Below are 20,668 nucleotides of genomic sequence, written 5' to 3' on the forward strand. Positions count from 1 at the left end.
GCCGCTCACCGGTCTTGGGGTACGCCCGGTCGGGGGTTGAGAACCCTTTCGGGTTTCGCCGCCCGCGCCAAACGGGGGCGCGGGGCAGCATCGATATGCGGCTCCGCCGCGGGGCGCGACCAGCCACAACGGCGCCGCAGCCGACAGACGGCCGATCGCGGCCCCGCGGCGGAGCCGCAAATCGGTACAGCCAGCGGAGCGCCTAGTCGACGTCGACCGGCCCGTCGTCCGACTTCCTCTCCTTGCCCGAGCGCAGCTGGAGCAGCCCGCTGCCGCTGTTCTCCTCGGGCCGGCGCCCGTCCGTGGCGTCCTGGCCGTTCAGGTTCTGCCGGACCGAGTCGAGGATGGTCAGGCCCTGGGAGACCAGGCCCGCGGCGATCTCGCCCAGGCCGTCCGCGCCGTTGAGGACGTTGACGTTGGCGCCGGCCAGGCCACCCGCCGCCTCCTTCACGATCTGTGGCAGCTGGTCGATCAGCATCCGGTCGAGCGCGACCCGGTCGTACGAGGCCGCCGCCTCGGCCTGGATCTTCATGCGCTGCGCCTCCGCGGCCGCCAGCACCCTGACCCGCTCGGCCTCGGCCTCGGCGGGCTTCACGATCTCGGCGACCAGCTGCTGCTCACGCAGCTTGGCCTGGCGCTGTGCCAGCTCGGTCTGCGCGGCGAGCACCTCCTGCTGGGCGTGCGCCTGCGCCAGCGGGCCGGCCTGGGCCGCCTGCGCCTGGGCGCGGTCCACCTCGGCCGAGTACTCCGCCTTCACGACGGCGGTCTGCCGGGCGTACTCGGCCTGCTTGCGGGCCGCCTCCTGCTCCGCCTCGACCGAGGCCTGGGTGGCCTGCGCCTGGGCGATCTGGGCCTGCCGTTGGATGGCCGCCTTGTGCGGCGCGGACATCGCGTCGATGTATCCGGCGTCGCCGTCGTCGATCGACTGGATCTGCAGCGAGTCCACGATCAGACCGATCTTCGCCATCTCGGTCTTGGAGGTGTCCAGGACCTCCGCGGCGAGCTTCTGCCGCTCGGTGACGATCTCCTCGACCGTCATCGAGCCGATGATGGCCCGCAGGTGACCGGCGAAGATCCGGCCGGTCAGGACCGACATCTGGTCCTGGTCGGAGAGGAAGCGCTGGCCGGCGTTGATGATGCTCTCGTGGTCGTTGCCGACCTTGAACGCGATGACCGCGCGGACATGCAGGGCGATGCCCTGCTTGGTCACACAGGTCTCCGTGACCTCGGCCTCGCACATCGACAGGGTGAGGAAGCGGGTCTTGCGGAAGAACGGGATCACGAACTTGCCGTGCCCCGTCACCACTCGGAACGGCGCGCCCCCCAGTCCCCGCCTGCCTCCCGAGATCAACATCGCCTCGTCGGGAGCGGGAACGCGGTATCCGAACATTTTTCTTTCTACTCCTCAGTCGGCGCCGACGGCGTCGCCGCCGATCGCGTCCAATGGATCCACCCACTCGATGACGCCGACCTCACGACATCCGCGCGACTCGATCACCAGCACCGTCGCCCCCGTGGGCAGGGGATCTTCGGACCAGGCGAGGAAGGTCTCGGAACCGCCTCTGACCCGCACCAGGATTTCGCCGGGCCCCGCGGATCCGCGCGTTCCGACGAGCACCTTCCCCGTGCAGCCGATCACGGCTTCGTCCTGCGGCATCATGGCCGCTCTCCTATGTTCTGGCCCACGATTCAGACGATAGACCTACCTGGGTCGGGGACCCAACGGGCTTGTCGATTCGGCGCGTGCCGCAGGGACGCCGTCGTCCGCGGCCGGCAGGGTGTCCGGCCCCCGGAACCGGTGGACTCCCTTTGCCGGAAAGGCCAGTTGCCCGCCTCCCGCCTCTGGCCCCGGAGACATACCGGGCGGTATACAGGCTGCGTCGCGTGTGATGCCGCGCCTCGGTGAGGCTCAGCGCGACGTCCGGGTCTCAGGGGGAGGAATCGCATGGCGGACGACACGCGTTCGGGCTCAGCGGCGAGACGTCGGCGGCGGGGGATGGCGGTGGGGGCGGCTCTCGGCGGCTGTGCCCTCGTCGCGGCGTCCACGACGCCTGCCGCGGCCTACGGAGGGGGACACGGCCGGGACACCCGCTATGTGTCGCTCGGGGACTCCTATACGGCGGGCCCTCTCATCCCGCAGCAGGTGGACGCCAACTGTGCCCGCTCCGACCACAATTACCCCTCGATCGTGGCGGCGGCGCGCAAGGCGACCGCGTTCAAGGACGTGAGCTGCAGCGGAGCGACCACCGACAACATGTGGAAGCCGCAGGGCACCAACGAGCCCCAGCTGGACGCGCTGAACCGCGACACCGGTCTGGTGACGGTCCAGATCGGCGGCAACGACATCGGTTTCAGCTCCATCATCGGCACCTGCGCCCGTCTCAGCTCCCAGGACCCGACCGGCGACCCGTGCCGGCGCCACTACGCCTCGTCCGGCATCGACCAGCTCACGGTCGCCATCGCGCGGACCGCGCCGAAGATCGACGCGGTGCTGCGGGCCGTGCACGCCAGGGCGCCGCACGCCCGGGTGCTCGTCGTCGGCTACCCCGACCTGCTGCCCGACGACGGCAGCGGCTGCTATCCCGCGGTGCCCTTCGCGGCCAAGGACTTCGCGTATCTGCGCGACACCGGCAAGCGGCTGAACCTGATGCTTCGGCTGGTCGCCGAGTGGGACCGCGCGGAGTACGTCGACGCCTACGGGCCCACGGTGGGCCACGACATGTGCAAGGCGCCCGACGTCCGCTGGATCGAACCGCTCCAGCCGGCCTCGCCCGCCGCGCCCGCGCACCCCAACGCCAAGGGTGAGGAAGCGATGGCGCGTGCCGTTCTCGAACGTCTGGGCAAGGGAAATGGCCGCGATTGAGCGGATGTGGTGCCGAGGTTCGGCCCCATTGGTGTGACGTCGGGTACGGGGATGAATGAAAGGGGCTGAACTGGCAAGCTTCCCCTTCATGCCCCGCTTCATGCACAGCACGAAAAGTTCTCTGCAGGTGATTCGATGACGACGGCGACCAGGGCGCCCCGGACGCCATCGACCACCGAAACCACGACCGCCACGAGGAGTTCCCCGTCCGCTCCGGCGCCCTCGCTGCCGTCCCTCACCGGCCTGAGATGGATGGCCGCAGTGCTGGTCTTCGGACTGCACGTGCACAACTTCCACTACTTCGACGGCACCGCCGGCTCCCTCGTCACCTGGGCGTTCGGGGCCGGTGCGACGGGGGTGTCGTTCTTCTTCGTGCTGTCCGGGTTCGTCCTGACGTGGTCGGCCCGGCCGGACGACCGCGCGCCCGCCTTCTGGCGCCGCCGTATCGCCCGCATCCTGCCGGTCCACCTGGTCACCGCCGCGATCGCGCTGCTCATGGCGTACACGCTGGCCCACCAGTCCAAGCCGAGCCTGAGCCAGGGGCTGGCCAACCTCCTGCTGGTGCATTCCTGGTGGCGGCCCTGGTGGCAGACGCTGGACCCGGTCAGCTGGTCGCTGGCCTGCGAGGCCTTCTTCTACGCCGTCTTCCCGCTGCTGGCGCTGCTCCTGCGCCGTCTCGGCGCCCGCGGCGCGGCCGTGCTGGCCGGAGCGTCGGTGCTGGCGGTGCTGGGGCTGGCGTGGGTGGACGCGCACCACTGGCTGGGCCAGCAGATCTACTCCTTCCCCGCCGCGCGGCTGCCCGAGTTCGTCCTCGGCGTCGCCGTCGCCCGGCTGGTGCTGCTCGACCGGTGGCGCGGACCCGGCCTGGAGGCCTCGCTCGCCCTCGCCATCATCGGCTACTTCCTCGTCCCGCACGTCCCGCACATCACCGACGGCTATCCGGCCACCGTCTGCACCGTCATCGGTTTCGCCCTGCTCATCGCGGCGGCGGCCGTCGCCGACCTGCACGGTCTGCCCTCGATGTGGCGCCACCGGCGACTGGTACGGCTGGGGGAGCTCTCCTTCGCCTTCTACATGGTCCACCTGCTCGTGCTGCGGGCCGGGACCAACGTGCTCGGCACGAAACCGCTCTTCGGCCCGACGGCAGGGCTGGCCGCGACGGGCGTCGCGTTCGCCGTGTCCCTCGGTCTGTCCTGGGTCCTGTACGAGGCGGTGGAGCGCCCCGCGAGACGCCTGCTGTTGCGCCGCCGCCCCTCCGCCGAGCGCCGTTCGGTCGTCCGGCAGCCGGACGGCCAGGACGCCTAGGACGTACTGTCGCGCAGGCCCAGCCGCAGATGCTCCACGTGGTAGAGGGCCTGCTCGAGCAGTTCGGCGACATGGTTGTCGTAGAGCGCGTAGATGACCGAGCGGCCGCGGCGCTCGCCGGTGACCAGGCCGAGATTGCGCAGCAGGCGCAACTGGTGGGAACAGGCGGACTGTTCCATGCCCACGGCGTCGGCGAGTTCGGTCGCCGCGCACGGTCCCTCCTGCAGTCGGGCCAGGATGCGCAGCCGGGACGGGGTCGCCAGGGCCTGGAGCGTGGCGGCCACGTCGGCGGCGCCCACTGTCTCCAGACGCTCGCGTGCCGTTGCGGCGGTGGTGGTGTCAGCTCCATGGCCCATGCCGCTCATCCTACGGAGCGTGAGCGGCCTTGGCCCCATACCCATGCACTCCTGAGCATGCGCTCATGAAGAAATGAATTGGTCTTCATGTGTTCCTGTATGGTCGGAGCATGACCTCCACGCTCACTGCGCCCCAGGCCGCCCCGGTCAGGTCCGGGCCCGTGCCCCCGCGGCGCACCCGGATGCTCGCGCTGCCCGAGGTGCGCTGGGCCGTCGCGGCCACCGTGTGCTTCCTGCTCGCGCTGCCGCTGCAGCTGACCGGCGCACCCGCCTGGACCTGGGGGCCGCTGTACACGGCGGCGTACGTCACCGGCGGGTGGGAGCCGGGTTGGGAAGGGCTCAAGGCGCTCCGCGAGAAGAGCCTCGACGTCGACCTGCTGATGGTCGTCGCCGCCCTCGGCGCGGCCGCGATCGGGCAGGTCATGGACGGCGCCCTGCTGATCGTCATCTTCGCCACCTCGGGCGCACTGGAGGCGCTGGCCACGGCCCGGACCGCCGACTCGGTGCGCGGCCTGCTGGACCTGGCGCCCGCCACGGCGACCCGGATCGCCCCGGACGGCTCAGAACGAGCCGTGTCCGTCGAGGAGTTGACGATCGGGGACACGGTTCTCGTGCGGCCCGGTGAGCGGGTCGGCACGGACGGCCGCGTGCTGGACGGGGCGAGCGAGGTCGACCAGGCGACCATCACCGGTGAACCGCTGCCCGTCCTCAAGGAGCCCGGCGACGAGGTGTTCGCGGGGACCGTCAACGGCACGGGAGCGCTGCGCGTCCGCGTCGAACGCGATGCCTCCGACTCGGTGCTGGCGCGGATCGTCCGCATGGTCGAGGAGGCGTCCGGGACGAAGGCGCCCACCCAGCTGTTCATCGAGAAGGTCGAACAGCGCTACTCGCTCGGCATGGTGGCGGCGACCCTCGCCGTCTTCCTCGTGCCGCTCGCCTTCGGCGCCGAGCTGACCGGGGCGCTACTGCGGGCCATGACCTTCATGATCGTGGCCTCGCCGTGTGCGGTGGTCCTGGCGACCATGCCGCCCCTGCTGTCCGCCATCGCCAACGCCGGACGGCACGGCGTGCTGGTCAAGTCGGCGGTGGTGATGGAACGGCTCGGCCAGGTCGACACCGTCGCGCTGGACAAGACCGGCACCCTGACCGAGGGCGCGCCGCGGGTGACCGACGTACGGCCCCTGCCCGGATCCGGCATGGGGGAACGGGAGTTGCTGACACTCGCGGCCGCCGCCGAGCACCCCAGTGAGCATCCGCTGGCGCGGGCCGTCGTGGAGGCGGCGCGCGAGCGGGAGCTGCCACTGCCGTCCGCGCGGGACTTCGACTCGACGCCCGGTGTCGGGGTGACGGCCGGGGTCGACGGGCGGCGGGTCACGGTCGGCGCACCGGCCCGGCTCCTCAGCGGCGCGACCGACGCAGTGGCCGCGCACGCGGCGGTCCATGCGGCGGACCTGGAGGAGTCCGGCCGTACTGCCGTCCTCGTCGTGGCGGACGGCGTCCCCGTCGGACTCCTGGGCCTCGCCGACCGGTTGCGCCCGGACGCCGCCGCCACGGTCGCCTCCCTCACCCACCTCACCGGAACCGCCCCGACCCTGCTGACCGGCGACAACCCTCGCGCGGCGGCGCACCTGGCCGCCGAGGTCGGCATCGAGGACGTCCGGGCGGGACTGCTGCCGCAGCACAAGGTGAGCGCGGTGACGGAACTGGAGCGCACGGGACGCAAGGTTCTCGTCGTGGGGGACGGGGTCAACGACGCCCCCGCCCTCGCGGCCGCCCACACCGGTGTCGCCATGGGCCGGGCGGGATCCGACCTGGCACTGGAGACCGCCGATGCCGTCATCGTCCGCGACGAACTCGCCACCGTGCCCGCAGTGATCGCCCTCTCCCGCCGGGCCCGGCGCCTGGTCGTGCAGAACCTGGTGATCGCCGGGGTCTTCATCGCGGGCCTCGTCGTCTGGGATCTCGCGGGCACCCTGCCGCTGCCCCTCGGCGTCGCCGGCCACGAGGGCTCCACCGTCCTCGTCGGCCTCAACGGGTTGCGGCTGCTGGGGGAGCGGGCTTGGCGGCGGGCGGTCACCGAGGGCGGGTGACGTCCACTCGGGCGGAACTCGGCATGGCCGGGCTCCCGGGTTCGACCGTCGTCGTCTGTCTCAACGCGGCGCAGCCGGGAACCGGCTTGCGCGAGGGCCGCGGTCGAGGACGGCTGATGTCCGCTCGGGCAGTGCTCGCAGCGACCGGCGATACGCATGCGCGCGGCGCTGCCCGGCAGTACGGGCCGGGACCGGTTGCCGGGACGCGGCGAAGCTCCGGCAGCCGAGTTGCTCCAGGATCCGGCCCTGCGGCGCCGTAACCGCTGCAGTCCTCGACCGGGACGACGCCTGGCGCCTCGACACCGGCGGATCGGATCACCTGGACCGCGAAGTGACCGACATCTCGGTGCGCTTCGCGGCGCGGATCCGGGGCCGGCCGGTGCGGCTGATCGCAGACGGCTGCGGTCTCTCCCGGGCCGAGGCCGAGCGACTGGTCACGGACGGGAATCTCGTCTCGGCAGTCCGGCTGAGCGGCAAGCTCTCCGGCGACTTCACCTTCACGCTCAAGCGCTGAGCCCTCCCCGGGACACGGGCCTGTCCGGCAGCTCCGCCGGACGACTCCTCAGCTCTCAGGACTGTAGACGCGCCGCCGGCCCCGGGGTCACCGTGACCTCCCTCGGAGAGAGCTCGGTGTGATCGTCGGGACACTCGACCACGACCCGCACCGGGGCGCCGCAGTCACGGTGCCGGATCTCCAGGACCGGGCCCTCGGGATCCCCGACGTACGCCTCGCCCCACTGCCGCAGCGCCACCATGACCGGCCACAGATCGCGACCCTTGGCGGTGAGGCGGTACTCGTAGCGGGTCCGGCTGCCCTGCTCCTGGTAGGGGACCGTCTGCAGGATTTCGGCCGCGACCAGCTTGCGCAGCCGGTCCGACAGGACCGCCTCCGACAACCCCACATGGCGGCGGAAGTCGTCGAAGCGCCGCACCCCGTTGAAGGCGTCACGCAGGAGCAGCAGCGACCACTTCTCGCCGATCAGGTTGAGGCTGCGCTGGACCGGACAGTTCTCGGTGCTCATCTCGAGCCACTTCATACCGCCATCGTAGAACACCTGGCTTCTACATTGACAGTCAGCTGACGGAAGAGCTAGCTTCGAGAAACATAGTCAGTTGGTCAGGGAGGAACCGCGGCCGCATGGAACGCTCTCGTACGTACGACTGGGACGACCCCGCGATCTCAGCGGGCGCCGTCGGGCAGGGCTCCGGCCTGCACTTCCTCCGCGAGATCCTTGCCGGCCGACTGCCCGCGCCGCCGATCGCCGCCACGCTGGGCATGTCGATCGAGGAGGTCGACCACGGCCACGCGGTGTTCTCCCTGGAGCCCGGTGAGGAGCACTACAACCCCATCGGCAGCGTCCACGGCGGCATCTACGCCACGATGCTCGACTCGGCGGCCGGCTGTGCGGTGCAGTCCACCCTGCCGCCGGGCATGGGCTACACCTCGCTCGACCTGACCGTGAAGTTCCTGCGCCCGATCACCGCCGACACGGGCAAGGTCCGCGCCGTCGGCAGCGTCCTGAGCAGTGGTCGGCGCACCGCACTCGCCGAGGCGCAGCTCTTCGACTCGGCGGACCGCCTGCTCGCACACGCCACCAGCAGCTGCATGCTGTTCCCGGTGCCGGGCGCCTGAGGTCCTCGACCCCCGCGGCGCGCACGCCGTGGCCTGCGGCATCCGGGAGGACCCCGCCGTCGACATCGAGGGGCACGTCGGCCACTACCGCGCCGGCATGAACCGGCGCGCCACGGTCATCCCTGTCCGCTTCCTCACGGTGACGGCTTTCGGGGACAGCCCGCACCATTGAGACGAGGTCGCGGGCGAGCACCCGTGGGTGGACACAGGCACGGGAGGCGGACGTCGGTCCGCGCGTGAGCTGTCAGAGCGGCCCACTAGGCTCCCGCGCATGAGCAACGAGGGCAGAGACGCCCCTGCTAGACGGGTTGTCGACGGACGGTTCGAGCTGACGGCACGGCTCGGAGGCGGCGGCATGGGCATGGTCTGGAGGGCCACCGACCTGATGCTGCAGCGCAGTGTGGCCATCAAGGAGGTACGGCCGTCCGACCCCGGCCTCGCCGAGTACGACCCGGAGGCCGCACGGCTGCTGCGGGAGCGGGTGCTGCGGGAGGCCCGTGCGCTCGCCCGCGTCGACCACCCCAACGTGGTGACGATCCATCACATCGTCGACGGCGGCCCCGGAACCTACCCGTGGATCGTCATGGAACTCGTGACCGGCGGCTCCCTGGCCGACCGCCTCGCCCTCGGCCCGATGAACCCGAGCGAGGCGGCACGCATCGGCCTCGAAGTGCTGGTCGCGCTGCGGGCCGCCCATGAAGCCGGCATCGAACACCGCGACGTGAAACCGGCCAACGTCCTGCTGCGCCCCGACGGCCGCCCTGTGCTCACCGACTTCGGCATCGCCGCCATCCGCGACGCCACCGCCCTCACCGCCACCGGCTCGGTCATCGGCACTCCCGACTACATGGCACCCGAGCGGGTCTCCGGCAAGGACGGTGGCGCGGCCTCGGACCTCTGGTCGCTCGCGATGATGCTGTACGTCGCCGTCGAGGGCCACCATCCACTGCGCCGGGGCACGACCCTTGCGACCCTCGCCGCGGTCCTCACCGACGACATACCGCCGCCGGTCAAGGCCGGCCCCCTGACGGACGTCCTCGCCCGCGTCCTCGTCCGCGATCCGGGGGCCCGCCCCGACTCCCGGCAACTGGAACGGATGCTGGCCGACGCGGCCCGGCAGACCCAGACCGAGACTCCCACGTCCTTCCCCCTGCAGCCCCCGGCCGTGCCACCGTCGGACACCGCGCCGCAGGACGCCCCACCGCCGTACGCCCCACCGGCCACCCCGGTGCCTGCCGGTCGTCGCCGCTGGACGCTGCTCGTCCTGCCCACCGCCGGAGTCGCCCTCGCCGGCGTACTCGTGTGGAACCTGCTGCCGGGGTCGGACACCCATGCGTCCGGGGGCACGGGCTCCCGCACCACGGGCTCCGGCACCACGACGTCGCCCTTGGCCGGCTCCACCGCCTCTCCCACGGCCGAGGAACAGACCGCCACGACCGACCTGCTGACCCCGCAGGGCATCCGCACCGCGATCGCGGCCATCGTGAAGGAGACCGGCCGGGACCGCTTCGGCGACCTGACGGTCTACCCGGGGTACGTCTCGGCCGAGGTGATGGTGAAGGGCAGCAACACCGCGTACGACTCGTACAGCTACCGCCCCGGCCAAGGCGTGCAGAAGGACATCACCAGCGGCACGCTGACCGGCGAGGAGAAACCCGTCCGCCTGGACGGCTTCGACTGGGACAAGGTCCCCTCGCTTCTGGTCCAGGCGAAGAAGAAACTCAAGGTGCCCAAGGCGAACACCCGATACCTGCTGCTGGACCCCCCGGGCAACGCCTTCGACTTTCCCGTCGGGGTGAGGGTCTACCTCACTGACGCCTACGGCCGGACCGGCTATCTCGTGGCGGACAAAGAGGGCGTGATCAGCAGTGTGATGCCGGCCGACAGCTGATCCTCCACGCCACCCCTCCGCCCCCCACCCATTGCGGCCCCGTCCGGGACGTCCGAGTCTGGGAGCAATGCCGGGCTGGGCGAGGAGGCGGCGATGGCGGAGGACAGCGGAACGGTGGGCGCCGAGCGGCAGCGGCTGGCCGAGGCCGACGCGTCCCGGGCGGACTGGCGCCGCTGGGGGCCCTACCTCAGCGAGCGGCAGTGGGGGACAGTCCGGGAGGACTACAGCCCCGACGGTGAGGCCTGGTCGTACTTCACCCATGACCAGGCGCGCTCCCGCGCCTACCGCTGGGGCGAGGACGGCATCGCCGGCATCAGCGACGACAAGCAGCGGCTCTGCTTCTCCCTTGCCCTGTGGAACGGCCGCGACCCGATCCTCAAGGAACGGATGTTCGGCCTGACCAACGCCGAGGGCAACCACGGCGAGGACGTCAAGGAGTACTACTTCCACCTCGACAGCACGCCCACCCACTCGTACATGAAGTACCTGTACAAGTACCCGCAGGGCGAGTTCCCCTACGCCGACCTCGTCGACACCAACAAGGCCCGCGGCCGCCGCGACTTCGAGTACGAGCTGCTCGACACCGGCATCTTCGACGAGGACCGCTACTTCGACGTCTTCGTCGAGTACGCCAAGGCCGGCCCCGAGGACATGCTGATCGAGATCACCGCGCACAACCGCGGCCCCGACGCGGCCACCCTCCACCTCCTGCCGACCCTCTGGTTCCGGCACACCTGGTCCTGGGCCGGCGGCACCGCCGTACCGAGCCTGACGAAGACGGCGGACGCCATCCGCGCAGACCACGAAGAACTCGGCCCGCGATGGCTGTACTGCGACACCGACGCCCCCGCCCTGTTCACCGACAACGAGACCAACAACCAGCGCATCTTCCACAGCCCCAACAGCACGCCCTACGTCAAGGACGGCATCGACCGCTGTGTCGTCCACGGCGAGACCGGCGCCGTCAACCCCGCACAGACCGGCACCAAGGCCGCCCTCCACCACACCCTGACCGTCGCCGCCGGTGCCGGCGCGACCGTCCGGCTACGGCTGTCGGACGCCGAACTCGCCGATCCCTGGGCGGACTTCGCGGCCACCATGGACATCCGCCGGACCGAGGCCGACGCCTTCTACGAGGACGTCGTCCCCGACGGCATGAGCGAGGACGAGCGGCGGTTGGTGCGTCAGGCGCTCGCCGGGATGCTGTGGAGCAAGCAGTACTACTACCTCGACGTCGAGCGCTGGCTGGCCGAGCACGGCGTCGACCCCCTTGCGGCCGACCCGAACGTCCGCAACAGCGCCTGGTACCACATGGTCAACGACGAGGTCATGTCGATGCCGGACACCTGGGAGTACCCCTGGTTCGCGGCCTGGGACCTCGCCTTCCACACCCTCGCCCTGTCCATGGTCGACATCGGCTTCGCCAAGGGGCAGCTGGAGCTCCTCCTGCGCCGCCTCTATCTGCACCCCAACGGCCAGATCCCCGCGTACGAGTGGAACTTCGGCGACGTCAACCCGCCCGTGCACGCCTGGGCGGTCCTGTTCGTCTACGAACTCGAGAAGCACCGCACCGGCCACGCCGACCGCGCCTTCCTCGAGAACGCCTTCCAGAAGCTGACGAAGAACTTCACCTGGTGGCTCAACCGCAAGGACGTCGACGGCAACAACGTCTTCCAGGGCGGCTTCCTCGGCCTCGACAACATCGGCGTCTTCGACCGCAGCGCACCCCTGCCCACCGGCGGCCACATCGACCAGGCCGACGGCACCGCCTGGATGGCGCTGTACTGCCAGAACCTCCTCGACATCGCCATCGAACTCGCCGTCGACAACCCCGTCTACGTCGAGCAGGCGCAGATGCTGTTCGAGCACTTCGCCTGGATCGCGGTCGCCATGAACCGCATCGGCAAGGACAACGCCAGCCTGTGGGACGAGGAGGACGGCTTCTTCTACGACGTGCTGCGACTGCCCGACGGCACCGCCACCCGGCTGAAGGTGCGGTCCCTGGTCGGCTTGATACCGCTGGCGGCGACCAGCGTCATCGGCGGCCGCGCCGACCGTACCTTCCCCGAACTCGTTCAAGGGGCAGAGGAGTTCATCCGGCGTCACCCGGCCGTCGAAGCCGTCGTCCAACGGCACGACCTGGGGACGGCCGACGAGAACGGCCGCTACCTGTTCGCCCTCTTCGGCGAGGACCGGCTGCGCCGCATCCTCGCCCGCATGCTCGACGAGGACGAGTTCCTCGGCCCGCACGGCATCCGGTCCCTCTCCCGCTACCACGCCGAGCACCCGTACCACTTCGACGTCAACGGCCAGACGTACGGTGTCGGCTATCTGCCCGCCGAGTCCGACTCCGGCATGTTCGGCGGCAACTCCAACTGGCGCGGCCCGGTCTGGTTCCCGATGAACCTCCTCCTCATCCGCGCCCTGCTCAACCTGCACGGCTACCACGGCCCCGGCTTCACCGTGGAGTGCCCGACCGGCTCCGGCCGGCAGATGAACCTCTACGAGGTCGCCCGCGAGATCTCCGACCGGCTCACCGCCACCTTCCTGACCGGCGAGGACGGCCACCGGCCGGTCCACGGCTCACAGCCCAAGTTCGCCAAGGACCCCCACTGGAAGGAACTGATCCTCTTCTACGAGTACTTCCACGGCGACAACGGCGCGGGCCTCGGCGCCTCCCACCAGACCGGCTGGACCGGACTGGTGGCCGCCACCGCGACCCTCTTCCACGCCATCAGCGCCGACGAGTGGCACCGCGGCGGCCGGGAGTCCCTGCGCTCCGACCGCGAACGGGATGAGCGGTTCACGGGTTCGAGCGACGAGGAGCCCCTGTCATGACCGTCATCCACGAGATCAACACCCTTGCGTGGTTGGGTGAGTTGAGCGGCCGGTACGGGCGCCGCGTCACCCTCGGCGACGTCCCCGCGGAGGTCTGGGACGAGGTCGCCCTGCCCGGCATCGACACCGTCTGGCTGATGGGCGTCTGGCAGCGCAGCCCGGCAGGCCTCGCGATCGCCCTGCGCGACGAGTCCCTGCTCGCCTCGTTCCGCCAGGTGCTGCCCGATCTGACCCAGGCGGACATCGCCGGATCCGCGTACTGCGTACGGAACTACGTCGTCGACGCCTCCCTCGGCGGTCCGGACGGCCTGGCCGAGGCGCGTGCCCGACTGGCGGCCCGGGGCGTGCGGTTGATCCTCGACTACGTGCCCAACCACGTGGCCCCCGACCACCCCTGGCTCACCGAGCACCCCGAGCGCCTGATCCAGGGCACCCGGGAAGACCTGGCCCGGTCACCCGAGGCCTTCCTCGACGTCGGCGGACACATCTACGCCAACGGCCGCGACCCGTACTTCGCTCCCTGGCCGGACGTCGTCCAGCTCAACGCCTTCAGTGAGGACCTGCGCACGGCGGCCGTCGACACCCTCGTCTCCATCGGCGACCAGGCGGACGGCGTGCGCTGCGACATGGCGATGCTGCTGATGAACGACGTCTTCGCCAAGACCTGGGGCGACCGGGCGGGCCCGCTGCCCGCGGACGACTTCTGGCCGTACGTCGTCCCGCGCGTCCGGGCGCACCACCCGGACCTCCTCTTCGTCGCCGAGGCGTACTGGGACCTCGAATGGGCCCTGCAGCAGCAGGGCTTCGACCACTGCTACGACAAGCGGCTCTACGACCGACTCCTCCACGAGGACGCCGAGTCGACCCGCGCCCACCTCCAGGCCGACCTCACCTACCAGCGCGGTCTGGTCCGCTTCCTGGAGAACCACGACGAGCCGCGGGCCGCCGCCACCATCCCGGGTGTGCAGGAGCGCGCCGCAGCCGTCACCATCGCCACCCTGCCCGGCGCGACGCTCTGGTACGAGGGCCAGTTCGAGGGCCGCAAGGTCCGCCCGCCCGTCTTCCTCGCCCGCCGTCCACAGGAACCGCCCGACGAGCAACTCCGCGCCTTCTACGGCCAGTTGCTCCCCGTGGCGGCGGCCGTACGCGAAGGCGACTGGCGCCTGCTCACCACCACCGGCTGGCCGGACAACGACACCCACCGCAACCTGCTCGCCTGGAGCTGGACCGGCCCCGACAGCCGCCACCTCGTGATCGTCAACTACTCCGGCACCCCGTCCCAGGGCCAAGTCCCCCTGCCCTGGCCCGACCTGTCAGGCCACCCCTGCCGCCTCACCGACCTGCTCACCGACCAGACCTACGACCGCGACGGCGACCAACTGCTCACCCCGGGCCTCTTCGTCGACCTGCCGGCCTGGCGCTCGCACGTGCTGAGCGTGACCTGAACGGCGCCGTGGCGGCAGCGACCAGCAGCGAAGTGCACCCAGTGAGGACGCTGCTTCATCTGTCCCCCATGCCTCCGGGCCTCAGCCGGAGACGGCGTCGGCCATGGTAGACAGCGACCATGACCAACACACGCACGGCCGGCGGTCCGCGATGACCGCCGGCATCGACACCCCGGACCGCCGCGGCCGTACAGGCCTGGACCGTACCGGACTCGACCTGACCGGCAACCCCCGTGTGAAGGTGCGGGAGGTGGAACTGCTCTCCAGCCACTGGTACGTCGAGCGTGCCACCACCTTCGACTTCCGGCACGCCGACGGTACCTGGTCCACCCAGCAGCGCGAGACGCACGACCGCGGCAACGGCGCCACCATGCTGCTGTACGACACCGAACGCGAAACCGTGCTGCTCACCCGGCAGTTCCGCTTCCCGGTGTACGTCAACGGGCACCCCGACGGCATGCTGGTCGAGACCCCGGGCGGACTCCTAGACGACGAGGACGAGCACCCCGAACTCGCCGTGCGGCGCGAGGTGGTGGAGGAGACCGGGCACACCATCGGCGAGGTCCAGCACGTCTTCGACGTCTACATGAGCCCGGGCTCGGTCACCGAACGCGTCAGCTTCTACGCAGCCGCCTACGGACCCTCGACCCGCACCCACGAGGGCGGCGGCCTCGACGAGGAGGGCGAGGACATCGAGATCGTCGAACTGCCCTTCCGCCGGGCCCTGGAGATGATCCGCACCGGCGAGATCGCCGACGCCAAGACGATCATGCTGTTGCAGTGGGCGGCGCTGGAGGGCCCGTTCAGCAAGTAGCGCGGGCGGGGCCCCTTGACTTCGTGTGCGCTTCAAGCTGAAGACTCCCGTTCGTACCCGAAACCGCGGGCGCGAACGGGAGGACCCGACATGAAGTACCGCACCATCGGAACAGACCCGCACACCAGCCGCGAGGTGAGCGTGCTCGCGCTCGGCGCGATGCTGTTCGGCTCGCGGACGGACGAGGAGACGTCGTTCGCCCTGCTCGACCGGTATGTCGAGGCCGGCGGCAACTTCATCGACACCTCCGACAACTACGCCTTCTGGGTCGACGGCGGCCAGGGCGGCCAGAGCGAGGAACTCCTCGGCCGCTGGCGGCGCAGCCGCGGCATCGGCGACGAGATCTTCATCGCGACCAAGCTCGGCGCCCGCCCGCTGGCCCCCGGCACCAGCTACATCGACAACCCGGAGGGCCTGTCCGCGAAGGTCATCCGAGAGTCCGCCGAGCGCAGCCGCGAACGCCTCGGTGTCGACAAGCTCGACCTGCTCTACGCCCACATCGACGACCCGACCGTGCCCCAGCGCGAGACGGTCGAGGGCTTCGCGGAACTGGTCGCCGAGGGCACGGTGGGACTGCTCGGCGTCAGCAACCAGGCCGCCTGGCGGGTGGAGCGGGCCCGCGCGATCGCCGCCGCGGCCGGGCTGCCGGGCTACGAGGTCCTCCAGTACGCGCACAGCTACCTGCGCCCGCGTACCGACGTGCCCAGCGACATGTTCCCGGACGGCAGTCTCGGCCACGCGGGCCCCGACCTGCTGACGTATCTGCGGGCCGAGCCGGGCCTGACCCTGGTCGCGTACTCGCCGCTCCTGAAGGGCAGCTACACGTACCCCGACCGACTCCCCTCGGACTACGACCACCCCGGCGCCCCGGCCCGTCTCACCGTCCTGCACCAGATCGCCCGCGAGACCGGCGCCACCGCCAACCAGGTCGTGCTGGCCTGGCAGTTGGGCGGCGATCTCCCGGTCATCCCGCTGGCCGGTGCCTCGACGCTCGCTCAGCTGGAGGAGAACCTGGCCGCGGTCGACCTGGAACTGACCGGGGAGCAGCGGGCCCGGCTGGACGCCGCGCACTGAGACTGCTCCCCGTCACTTGGCCGGCAGACCCGCGGCGAAGGCGTACCCCTCGTCGATCCACTCGCCGAGCGTCTCGTCCGCGGTCACGGCCGCCGAGTCCACGACCACCCAGCCGCGCCGACTTCACCAACCGCAACAACACGTTCATGACCTGGAACCTGATGCATCCGGCTGCCATGCTGAAGCGAGCCAAGGGCATCCCCGCCCACGGCAACCAGCGTTCCGAGTGGGACGCCGGCTGCCGCTTCGACGCGGAGAACCCCGAACACCGCTGAATCCATACCATCGGCTCCAGCCGCGTCACTGCGAACCCGGGAGTCCGCCATGCCCCGCTCCGAAGCCCGCGTCACCACCGACCGCCCGCACCGCTACGCCAAGCAACTCGCCTCCCACCTCGGCCGCCGCATCCGGACCAGTTGGGACGAGGAGAGCGGGAAGGGCAGCCTGGTCTTCCAGAACGGGACGGGCTCCCTCATCGCGGCCGAGGGAGCCCTGCTGCTCTCGGTGGAGACGGACGCCGAGCACCTCGACCTGCTGGAGGACGTCGTCGGCCGCCACCTGGTCCGCTTCGGCACCAGGGACGAACTGGTCGTCGAATGGCACCGCGACACCGGCGCCCCCGGCACCACCCAGCGCAGGACGGAGGACCCGGCCTGAGCTTCATGACAAGGAGGGCCTCAGGCCTCGCCCACGGTGAAGACCATGCTGCGCACCGGTGCGAGTGTCTGCAGGCGCTCCGAGTCCTCGGCGCAGGCGCGGCCCTCCGGGGAGGCGAACGCTGTGCGCAGTTCCTCCATCGTGTCCCACTCCAACTCGGCGACGAGGCGGGGTGGTTCACCCCCGCGCACGGCGGCGGCCTCGCGGCCGAGTGTGTACCGGCGCAGGCCGGGCAGCTTGCGGGCGAGCGGGAGGTGGACCTCGCGGTAGTGCCGGTCGAATGCCGCGGGGTCGCGCGGAGTCCCGTAGAGGACGAGGAAGCGTGCTGTCATCGCCCGGCCCTGCGGTAGCGCGCGATGACGGCAGGGCCCGTCTGCTCCGCCGACTCGCATTCGAGGTGGACGGGTGGGGTGTCCGTGGGGAAGAGGCGGTCGCCGGTGCCGAGAAGCGTGGGGAAGGTGATCAGGCGGTATTCGTCGATCAGGTCCTCCGCCATCAGCGCATGGACGACGCTGAGGCTGCCGGCGACCACCACGTCACGCTTCTCCTGCTTGACCGCGTCCACCAGGTCGCCCGTGAGGATCTGCGAGTTCGCCCAGGCGGATACGTCGGTGAGGGTGCGGGTGGCGACGAGTTTCCGGGCGGCGTTCATGCGCACGGAGAACGGGTCGTCGCGGTGCGGCCACAGCTGGGAGAACAGCTCCCAGGTGGTGCGGCCCAGCAGCAGGACCCCCTCGTCGAGGGCGGCCCCGAGCCGGAACTTGTCCCCGGCCACCGCTTCGGGGCCGTGCCGGAACATCCAGCCGCCGCCGGGTGTGCCCGCGCGGCCGTCCGGGTCGGAGACGAAGCCGTCCAGAGTGGTGAATGCGATGACGATGACGCTCATGGCGAGGTCCTCTCGGATGTCTCGATCGGTGGTCACCGGTATGTACCGGCGCCACCGCCCGGACTCATCGCCCGCGGTCGAAGTCGTCCGAAGAAATCTCCCCGGGCAGGTCGAACGCCTCGAGGACACGCGGATCCGCGAACACCACGTTCCGCGCGACCCGCCCGCCGGCCACTGTGAACACCTGCAGGGTGTGCAGCCGGTGCCCGCCGTCCTGTACGGGCGCGTAGGCCGCGAGAGCGGGCTGGCCGCCGGCGGTGAGCTGCCGTGTGAGCCACCCCGTCCCGCGCATCTCGAAGACCCGCTCCATGAACAGGCCGTAGTCGCGGCGGCCCCGGTACCACAGCGGCACCGGCGGCATCTCCAGGACGGCCGCGTCGGTCAGGAGCCGCACCAGGGCGGGGACGTCGGCCGCCTCGAAGGCACGCGCGTACCGCTGCACGACCTCCCGTGCCTCGACGTCGTCCGGCTCCTGGACCTCGCCCGGATCGCCTGCGTCGGCGACCGCGGCCCGGGCCCGCTGCAGCGAGCTGTTGACGGCGGCGACCGTCGTCCCGAGCTGCTCCGCCACCTCGGCAGCACTGAACTCCAGCACCTCCCGCAACACCAGCACCGCCCGCTGCCGCGCCGGCAGCAGCTGCATCGCCGCCACCAGCGCCAGCCGCAGATCGGACCGCGTCTCCACGTCGTAGCGGGCCTCGGGGAACGGCTGCAGCCACGGGATGTCGAAGGCCGGCGTGAGCGGCGCCCCCGGGTCCTCGCTCGGCGCACCGAGCCCTGACGGCAACGGCCGCCGCGCCCGCCCCTCCAGCGCGGTCAGACAGACGTTGGTCGCGATCCGGTACAGCCAGGTCCGCACCGACGCGCGCGAGGCGTCGTAACGCTCCCGGGCCTTCCAGGCCCGCAACATCGTCTCCTGCACCAGGTCCTCGGCCTCGTGGAACGAGCCCACCATCCGATAGCAGTACGCCACCAATTCGCCCCGGTACGGCTCAAAGTCCATGGGGGCCATCATGCCCTCAGCCGGGTTGGAAGAACGCGAGCAGTTTCCGGGCGGCGTCCGGTGACGACAGGAGTTGCTGCATGCGCGCCGACTGCCGGCCGGCGGCGCCGGTGCGTTCGAACATCTCGCGTTCGTACTCCTCGACGGCGGCGGGACGGTCGTCCGGGTGCGCGGCCAGGGCGAGGCCGAGCAGGGCGCCGTCGAGCAGTGCCATGTTGGCGCCCTGACCCACCGGCGGCATCAGGTGCGCGGCATCGCCGACCAGCGTGACGTCCGGCCTCGGCGGCCAGGTCAGACCGACCGGGAGGGTGGTCGGCGAAGCGCAGCAGGCCGTTGCCGGCGGATTCGACCGCGTGCCCCCAGCGCACCGTGTGGTCGGGAAGGGAGTCCAGCAGCAGGTTGCGCAGATCGGCACGGTCGACCTCGGGGCGGTCGAGCGGGGCGTCGTCGGGCGTGTCCTCCTGGAGCAGCAGGGTGCCGTCCGGCTCGAGAAGACGCATGTCCTGGCCTTCACCACGGGCGATCGCGTGGAACTGGTCGATCAGACCGGCCTCGCGCAGCGCCCGCTGGCCGGAGTGGATGTCGAGCATGCCGCCCTGACCGCGCGCACCGCGCGACGACTCACGCTCGTACATGACGGCGTCGATGCCGTGCACGTGCAGCACACGGGCAAGTGCCAGGCCGCCCAGGCCGGCTCCGACGATGGCGATGGTTGCGGCCCCCGAGCCGCTGTCCTCTTCTGTCCCACCGGCGGGTTCCGGCTCGCCGACCAGCGGGTTCACCGGCGGAGCCGGGGCGCGAGGACCGTGCGAACGGCCTTGGCCACCTTGCTCGCGGTGGATCCGTCGTCGTCTTCGGGCTCCGGTTCCAGCGTGCGCCGGATCTGCTGCAGCAGCTGGCCGGCCGACCGCCACAGCGGGACGAACAGGCCGGCGACAGGCCCCACGCCCCGGATCGGGCCGCCGGACAGCTCGGTCACCTTCTTGGCCGCAGCGACCGTCGCCGGGTCCCGCAGGATCAGGTGCACCTCGTCGTCGACCAGCCGGATCTCCATCTTGCGGGCGGCGGCCTCCTCCGGGTTCGCGTCCGTGGTCGTCTCCGGGTCCAGTTCGTCGATCTTGGCGGCTACGGCGTCCGGGTCGACGCCGAGTTCGCGCAGCACCCTGGCCGCCATGCTGTTCTCCGCCCGCAGCATCGCCTCCAGCAGGTGATGGCTGCCGACCGGAGCGCCGCCGGCCAGTGCGCCCGCGGTGGACAGGGTGTCCTCGGTGGCGGGTGTGCCGCTCGGCCAGGGGCCGGCCGCAGGGTCCTGCGCCCCCTCCACCGATGCCAGCACGGCGGCACGGATCCTGCTGACCGGATTGATCCGCTCGGCGAGCACCTTCGCGCCGACGCCCTCACCCTCCCTGACCAGGGCGAGCAGGATGTGTTCCGTACCGATGTCGCTGTGGCGGAGCTGCTGCGACTCGCGCAGGGCGAGTTCCAGCACCTTCTTCGCGCGCCCCGCGAACGGGATGTGGCCGCTCAGCTCCTTCGTGCCGGGTTCGACCGCAGCGGCGATGTCGGCCTGCGCGGTCTGTTTGTCGTACCCGAGCTGGTGCAGGACTTGCGCCGCCGTGCCGTCCGGCACGTCGAGCAGCCCCAGCAGGAGGTGCTCCGTGCCGATGTGGCTGTGTTTGAGCAGCCTTGCCTGCTCCTGGGCCGCGACGACCACCCGGCGGGCCTTCACTGTGAACCTCTCGAAAGTCATGTCTCCATGGTCTCAACCCTGTCAATACACTGGTATTGATAGAGTCACCGTGTCGAAGGGAGG

Annotated in this window: 19 protein-coding genes and 3 pseudogenes; 13 read left to right on the forward strand and 9 right to left on the reverse strand. The window is 71.0% G+C overall.

Annotated features, from left to right (window positions below; all coding sequences use genetic code 11):
- Window positions 1–202 precede the first annotated feature (202 nt).
- Both AB0N07_RS32135 and AB0N07_RS32140 read right to left on the reverse strand, forming a co-directional pair.
- Window positions 203–1,390 (reverse strand): SPFH domain-containing protein, encoded by a 1,188-nt coding sequence (locus AB0N07_RS32135; RefSeq protein ID WP_365841079.1) that lies wholly within the window; start codon window positions 1,388–1,390, stop codon window positions 203–205.
- A 15-nt stretch (window positions 1,391–1,405) separates the two neighbouring features.
- Complete coding sequence (locus AB0N07_RS32140; protein WP_365841179.1) at window positions 1,406–1,657, reverse strand: hypothetical protein; 252 nt, start codon at window positions 1,655–1,657, stop codon at window positions 1,406–1,408.
- 288 nt (window positions 1,658–1,945) lie between these two features.
- Between AB0N07_RS32140 and AB0N07_RS32145 the strand changes: the two genes are divergently transcribed.
- Both AB0N07_RS32145 and AB0N07_RS32150 read left to right on the forward strand, forming a co-directional pair.
- Window positions 1,946–2,863 (forward strand): SGNH/GDSL hydrolase family protein, encoded by a 918-nt coding sequence (locus AB0N07_RS32145; RefSeq protein ID WP_365841081.1) that lies wholly within the window; start codon window positions 1,946–1,948, stop codon window positions 2,861–2,863.
- Between the two features lie 135 nt (window positions 2,864–2,998).
- The gene (locus AB0N07_RS32150) at window positions 2,999–4,168 is read left to right on the forward strand and encodes an acyltransferase (RefSeq protein WP_365841083.1); all 1,170 of its coding nucleotides are present in this window, start codon (window positions 2,999–3,001) and stop codon (window positions 4,166–4,168) included.
- Here AB0N07_RS32150 and AB0N07_RS32155 read toward each other — a convergent pair.
- Complete coding sequence (locus tag AB0N07_RS32155) at window positions 4,165–4,524, reverse strand: metalloregulator ArsR/SmtB family transcription factor (protein ID WP_365841085.1); 360 nt, start codon at window positions 4,522–4,524, stop codon at window positions 4,165–4,167. The two genes, AB0N07_RS32150 and AB0N07_RS32155, sit on opposite strands and share 4 nt — an antisense overlap.
- A gap of 110 nt (window positions 4,525–4,634) precedes the next feature.
- On the opposite strand from AB0N07_RS32155, the gene AB0N07_RS32160 reads away from it, so the two are divergent.
- A complete protein-coding gene (locus tag AB0N07_RS32160) occupies window positions 4,635–6,614 on the forward strand; it encodes a heavy metal translocating P-type ATPase (protein ID WP_365841087.1) in 1,980 nt (659 codons plus the stop codon).
- Between the two features lie 219 nt (window positions 6,615–6,833).
- Window positions 6,834–7,128, forward strand: a pseudogene (locus AB0N07_RS32165) (DUF1062 domain-containing protein); the annotation flags it as partial.
- 55 nt (window positions 7,129–7,183) lie between these two features.
- Here the strand turns inward: AB0N07_RS32165 and AB0N07_RS32170 are convergent.
- On the reverse strand, window positions 7,184–7,651 hold the full coding sequence (locus tag AB0N07_RS32170; protein ID WP_365841089.1) for a helix-turn-helix domain-containing protein: 468 nt from the start codon (window positions 7,649–7,651) through the stop codon (window positions 7,184–7,186).
- A gap of 101 nt (window positions 7,652–7,752) precedes the next feature.
- On the opposite strand from AB0N07_RS32170, the gene AB0N07_RS32175 reads away from it, so the two are divergent.
- The 9 genes and pseudogenes from AB0N07_RS32175 (at window position 7,753) to AB0N07_RS32215 (ending at window position 16,966) form a co-directional block, all read left to right on the forward strand.
- Window positions 7,753–8,247 carry a PaaI family thioesterase gene (locus AB0N07_RS32175; RefSeq protein WP_365841091.1) on the forward strand — a complete coding sequence of 165 codons (495 nt, stop codon included), beginning with the start codon at window positions 7,753–7,755 and terminating at the stop codon, window positions 8,245–8,247.
- Between the two features lie 28 nt (window positions 8,248–8,275).
- On the forward strand, window positions 8,276–8,419 hold the full coding sequence (locus AB0N07_RS32180) for a hypothetical protein (protein WP_365841093.1): 144 nt from the start codon (window positions 8,276–8,278) through the stop codon (window positions 8,417–8,419).
- A 99-nt stretch (window positions 8,420–8,518) separates the two neighbouring features.
- Window positions 8,519–10,138 carry a serine/threonine-protein kinase gene (locus AB0N07_RS32185; protein ID WP_365841095.1) on the forward strand — a complete coding sequence of 540 codons (1,620 nt, stop codon included), beginning with the start codon at window positions 8,519–8,521 and terminating at the stop codon, window positions 10,136–10,138.
- 93 nt (window positions 10,139–10,231) lie between these two features.
- Window positions 10,232–12,976 carry a glucosidase gene (locus AB0N07_RS32190; RefSeq protein WP_365841097.1) on the forward strand — a complete coding sequence of 915 codons (2,745 nt, stop codon included), beginning with the start codon at window positions 10,232–10,234 and terminating at the stop codon, window positions 12,974–12,976.
- Complete coding sequence (locus tag AB0N07_RS32195) at window positions 12,973–14,421, forward strand: alpha-amylase family glycosyl hydrolase (RefSeq protein ID WP_365841099.1); 1,449 nt, start codon at window positions 12,973–12,975, stop codon at window positions 14,419–14,421. The genes AB0N07_RS32190 and AB0N07_RS32195 overlap by 4 nt, the downstream gene beginning before the upstream one ends.
- A 151-nt stretch (window positions 14,422–14,572) precedes the next feature.
- Complete coding sequence (locus tag AB0N07_RS32200; RefSeq protein ID WP_365841101.1) at window positions 14,573–15,235, forward strand: NUDIX domain-containing protein; 663 nt, start codon at window positions 14,573–14,575, stop codon at window positions 15,233–15,235.
- A gap of 90 nt (window positions 15,236–15,325) precedes the next feature.
- Window positions 15,326–16,309 carry an aldo/keto reductase gene (locus tag AB0N07_RS32205; protein ID WP_365841103.1) on the forward strand — a complete coding sequence of 328 codons (984 nt, stop codon included), beginning with the start codon at window positions 15,326–15,328 and terminating at the stop codon, window positions 16,307–16,309.
- Window positions 16,310–16,428: 119 nt separating this feature from the next.
- A pseudogene (locus AB0N07_RS32210) lies at window positions 16,429–16,584 on the forward strand (flavodoxin family protein); the annotation flags it as partial.
- 49 nt (window positions 16,585–16,633) lie between these two features.
- The gene (locus AB0N07_RS32215) at window positions 16,634–16,966 is read left to right on the forward strand and encodes a DUF2218 domain-containing protein (RefSeq protein WP_365841105.1); all 333 of its coding nucleotides are present in this window, start codon (window positions 16,634–16,636) and stop codon (window positions 16,964–16,966) included.
- A 20-nt stretch (window positions 16,967–16,986) separates the two neighbouring features.
- Here AB0N07_RS32215 and AB0N07_RS32220 read toward each other — a convergent pair whose 3' ends face one another.
- The 5 genes and pseudogenes from AB0N07_RS32220 to AB0N07_RS32240 all read right to left on the reverse strand — a co-directional run bounded on the left by AB0N07_RS32220 (window position 16,987) and on the right by AB0N07_RS32240 (window position 20,605).
- On the reverse strand, window positions 16,987–17,298 hold the full coding sequence (locus tag AB0N07_RS32220) for an EthD family reductase (RefSeq protein WP_365841107.1): 312 nt from the start codon (window positions 17,296–17,298) through the stop codon (window positions 16,987–16,989).
- Window positions 17,295–17,852, reverse strand: a complete 558-nt coding sequence (locus AB0N07_RS32225) for a dihydrofolate reductase family protein (RefSeq protein WP_365841109.1) — start codon at window positions 17,850–17,852, stop codon at window positions 17,295–17,297. The genes AB0N07_RS32220 and AB0N07_RS32225 overlap by 4 nt, the downstream gene beginning before the upstream one ends.
- 64 nt (window positions 17,853–17,916) lie before the next feature.
- Complete coding sequence (locus AB0N07_RS32230; protein WP_365841111.1) at window positions 17,917–18,855, reverse strand: sigma-70 family RNA polymerase sigma factor; 939 nt, start codon at window positions 18,853–18,855, stop codon at window positions 17,917–17,919.
- Between the two features lie 16 nt (window positions 18,856–18,871).
- A pseudogene (locus AB0N07_RS32235) lies at window positions 18,872–19,565 on the reverse strand (FAD-dependent monooxygenase).
- Between the two features lie 68 nt (window positions 19,566–19,633).
- Entirely contained in the window at window positions 19,634–20,605 is a 972-nt protein-coding gene (locus AB0N07_RS32240; RefSeq protein ID WP_365841113.1) for a Clp protease N-terminal domain-containing protein, read from the reverse strand.
- Window positions 20,606–20,668: the final 63 nt, after the last annotated feature.

This window comes from Streptomyces sp. NPDC051172 (genome assembly GCF_040682555.1).
GTDB lineage: Bacteria > Actinomycetota > Actinomycetes > Streptomycetales > Streptomycetaceae > Streptomyces.